General features: G+C 31.8%; 3 protein-coding genes. All 3 read left to right on the top strand.

The annotated features are described in order from the left end of the window. Nucleotides 1–249: 249 nt before the first annotated feature. The 3 genes from ACFFU9_RS10510 to ACFFU9_RS10500 all read left to right on the top strand — a co-directional run bounded on the left by ACFFU9_RS10510 (nt 250) and on the right by ACFFU9_RS10500 (nt 2,787). Nucleotides 250–936 (top strand): CHAP domain-containing protein, encoded by a 687-nt coding sequence (locus ACFFU9_RS10510; protein WP_379861395.1) that lies wholly within the window; start codon nt 250–252, stop codon nt 934–936. A 49-nt stretch (nt 937–985) separates the two neighbouring features. Next, entirely contained in the window at nt 986–1,888 is a 903-nt protein-coding gene (locus tag ACFFU9_RS10505; protein WP_379861394.1) for a M949_RS01915 family surface polysaccharide biosynthesis protein, read from the top strand. 182 nt (nt 1,889–2,070) lie between these two features. Further along, nucleotides 2,071–2,787, top strand: a complete 717-nt coding sequence (locus ACFFU9_RS10500; RefSeq protein ID WP_379861393.1) for a hypothetical protein — start codon at nt 2,071–2,073, stop codon at nt 2,785–2,787. Nucleotides 2,788–2,877: the final 90 nt, after the last annotated feature.

The raw sequence follows: 2,877 nt of genomic DNA, 5'->3' as shown, positions 1-2,877 counted from the left end.
GAGCTTTAAAGAACGAATAACAATAAAATTTTATATAATTGCAGTATCTTTCAAAGTGGCACGGTTTGACCGAAACACGTGGCACCATCACTCCGAAATAGCCAATGGGATAATACGAGCGATTTTTATTATAATAATCCTGCTTTTCATAAAGAAAAAGGAGAATACTAATTTCTTTGGAAAGTATAATGATAAAGGGAAAAAGTATACAAACGAGGTTATGCTAAAGAAGCCAAAGGGACGACTTATATGTGGGAAGTAACCCAAGAAGTAAATAGTTGGTATAGCAAAGGACTAACCAAAAAGAACACCTATAAAACAGATGTGAGTACTTGTGAGTTTGGTACAAGTGCAGGAAATAATGAGAGTGCAACAAAAGCTCCTTGGATGAGTTTTGCAGAAAGAGAATATATTACATATCAAGGTATAATGGAAAAGGACTCTCCATTAAAAGAAAAAATTGAAATATATTTTAATACAACTAATTCTAAAGGAAGCAATCATGAAATTCCATGGTGCGGTGCCTTTTTAAATTGGTGTTTTGAGCAAACAGATGATTATAAAAAAACAAATACAGGGTTAAATGCATTGGCTTTTGATTGGGGAAATAAGGAAACAGCGAATAAAAGTAAGCATAAACCTGATGGTTGGCTAAATGGAGAAGAAACAACGCCTTTTTATGGAGCTGTAATTGTTTTGAGTTATTCTCATGTCGCTTTTGTTATTGGGGAAAACAAAGAAGGAACTAAATATGTTTATTTAGGAGGTAATCAAGGGTCAAAAATATCCGGAATGCAAAAAATATGTTATGGGACAGTCACAAAAGGAAATGAATCATGTATCATGAAACCTAAAAATTATATTATAAAAGATGAAGATAAAAAACTTAAGAAATTCAATGTTGATGCTGACGGATCCGCATCTTCTACAAGGTAAATCGATAATAAAAATACTTGTAATAATTTGTTTGTTGAGTTCTTGCAATATGAATTTAAAAAACAAAAGTAGTGCTAAGGCTCTTGAGATAACAAATGTTAAAAATGATTCTCTGATATTCCATGAAAAATGGAACGATAAATCAGGTGAAAATATTTTTAAAATAGAGAAATATGTTAATTATGAAGCGGGTGAAGGTGAAAATATTTTTAAACTAAGTGTTTCTTTGCAGAACTCGTTTGGTTTGACGTCAATAAAAGATTCTATTTTAGATTGCCCTGTAGAGACAGATTTAAATTTCATTGCTAAATCTTTTGAACTTTCTGATATCGATGATGATGGATTTAAAGAAATTAGTTTTGTATACAATAAATATTGTAGAGGTGATATTTCTGGAGATGACTTATTATTGTTATGTATTGATAAAAACACCACTTATTTTGTAAAAGGATATAGAACGAATAAAGCTTTCTTGAAAGACGACTCTTATGATAGCTTTGGTGAAATGCAAGAGACAAATATGCCTAAGCGTTTTGAAGGTAAGATGTCCAAAAAATGGTTAAAATACTCTAATGAAGATTTTACACATAGTGATGAGGAGGTTAATAATCATTATCATAATTTGCTAAAAAATGAAAACGAAAAGCTGGATAAACTTTACGTATGGCAAGGTACCTACAGTTTTGATTTTGGAGGTTTCCAAATGGGAGAAGAATATGAAGGCACTGTAGCTTTTAAAATAGAGGATATGGCAACAAAAGTTAGTTTCAATGGCAATGAAGAACTCTTAAATATTGTAGGAATAACGAAAGACACATTGCAATTAGAAGATTCTGGTGGAGATATTTTTAAAATTTATAAAGACGACCAAGGTTATTTCAATGTCAGCGGCCATCGTATTTATATGTTAAGCCCACCTAACAAAAGCCAGTTACTGACCAAGGAAGAATAAAGCTAAATTAATCCATAAAACTGCCGTTATAAAAGAATGCGAAGGTGTCTGTCGTTTTGAGGATGAAAACACTTTTAAAACTCACTGCTAAACTCTGACCACAGAAGGCTTTGTGAAAGCACTTCCAAAGACAGCATGGATATTGTTAGAGGTTTTTATTTGTAAGAACCGCAGTAAGCGACATGAATATACAAGGCTATAGTAATGGAAAAAAGCTAACCAAAACCATGCTTGGCAACATGACCATACTAGAGCAGCTAGACTATGTAAAGCTCTATTTCGATATGCACCAAAAGCATTATAAAAGAGAAATAAACGACGCTTTAGATATGTATATGTGCATTTTATGCCCTGCAGCAGTTGGAAAAGAAGATAGCTTTGTTTTATACAGTAAAGAAAAGGATAAAAGAGACAGTACCAACTATTACACTAAAAACCACAGTATAGATGGTGAATATTATTATGAAAAAAAGGAAACTGTTTTAAAAGGACAAGCAAACAACGAAATTACCAGAGGCGAACTAAAACCACGTTTATTAATGTGGACAGCAAAAGGCATCGCAAAAAAGAATACTTGTAGAATAGATGCTAGTACTTGTGAATTTGGTAGTAGTGCAGGAAATAATGAAAGTTCCGATTTGGACATTCCAGGAGGGATTAAATGGCTTAAAAGTAAGTCAATATCATCTAGTTTTGAAGATAGATCTAAATATAAAGTACTATATGATCAAGATGCTAACAGAGTTTCTTTGGAAGGAGAGGATACAATGGATTGTTCTGAAACAGTTTGTAGATATTTACAGAAAATAGAATGGAGCGAAGAAGTATTAAATTTAAACACTTCAGAATTATATAATTTTGCAAAGAAGAATTCAAATTGGCTTGTTATACCAATTTAACTATTAAAAGTCGTAATAAAAGCATTTACATAATGGTGATTTCCAGTAATTGATTTTATTGTTTGCTTGCTCATATCTTTTACGATTTGA

Origin of the sequence: Mariniflexile ostreae (genome assembly GCF_042427585.1) — a bacterium.
Lineage (GTDB): Bacteria > Bacteroidota > Bacteroidia > Flavobacteriales > Flavobacteriaceae > Pseudalgibacter > Pseudalgibacter ostreae.
This window is presented reverse-complemented; position numbering and strand designations above follow the sequence as displayed.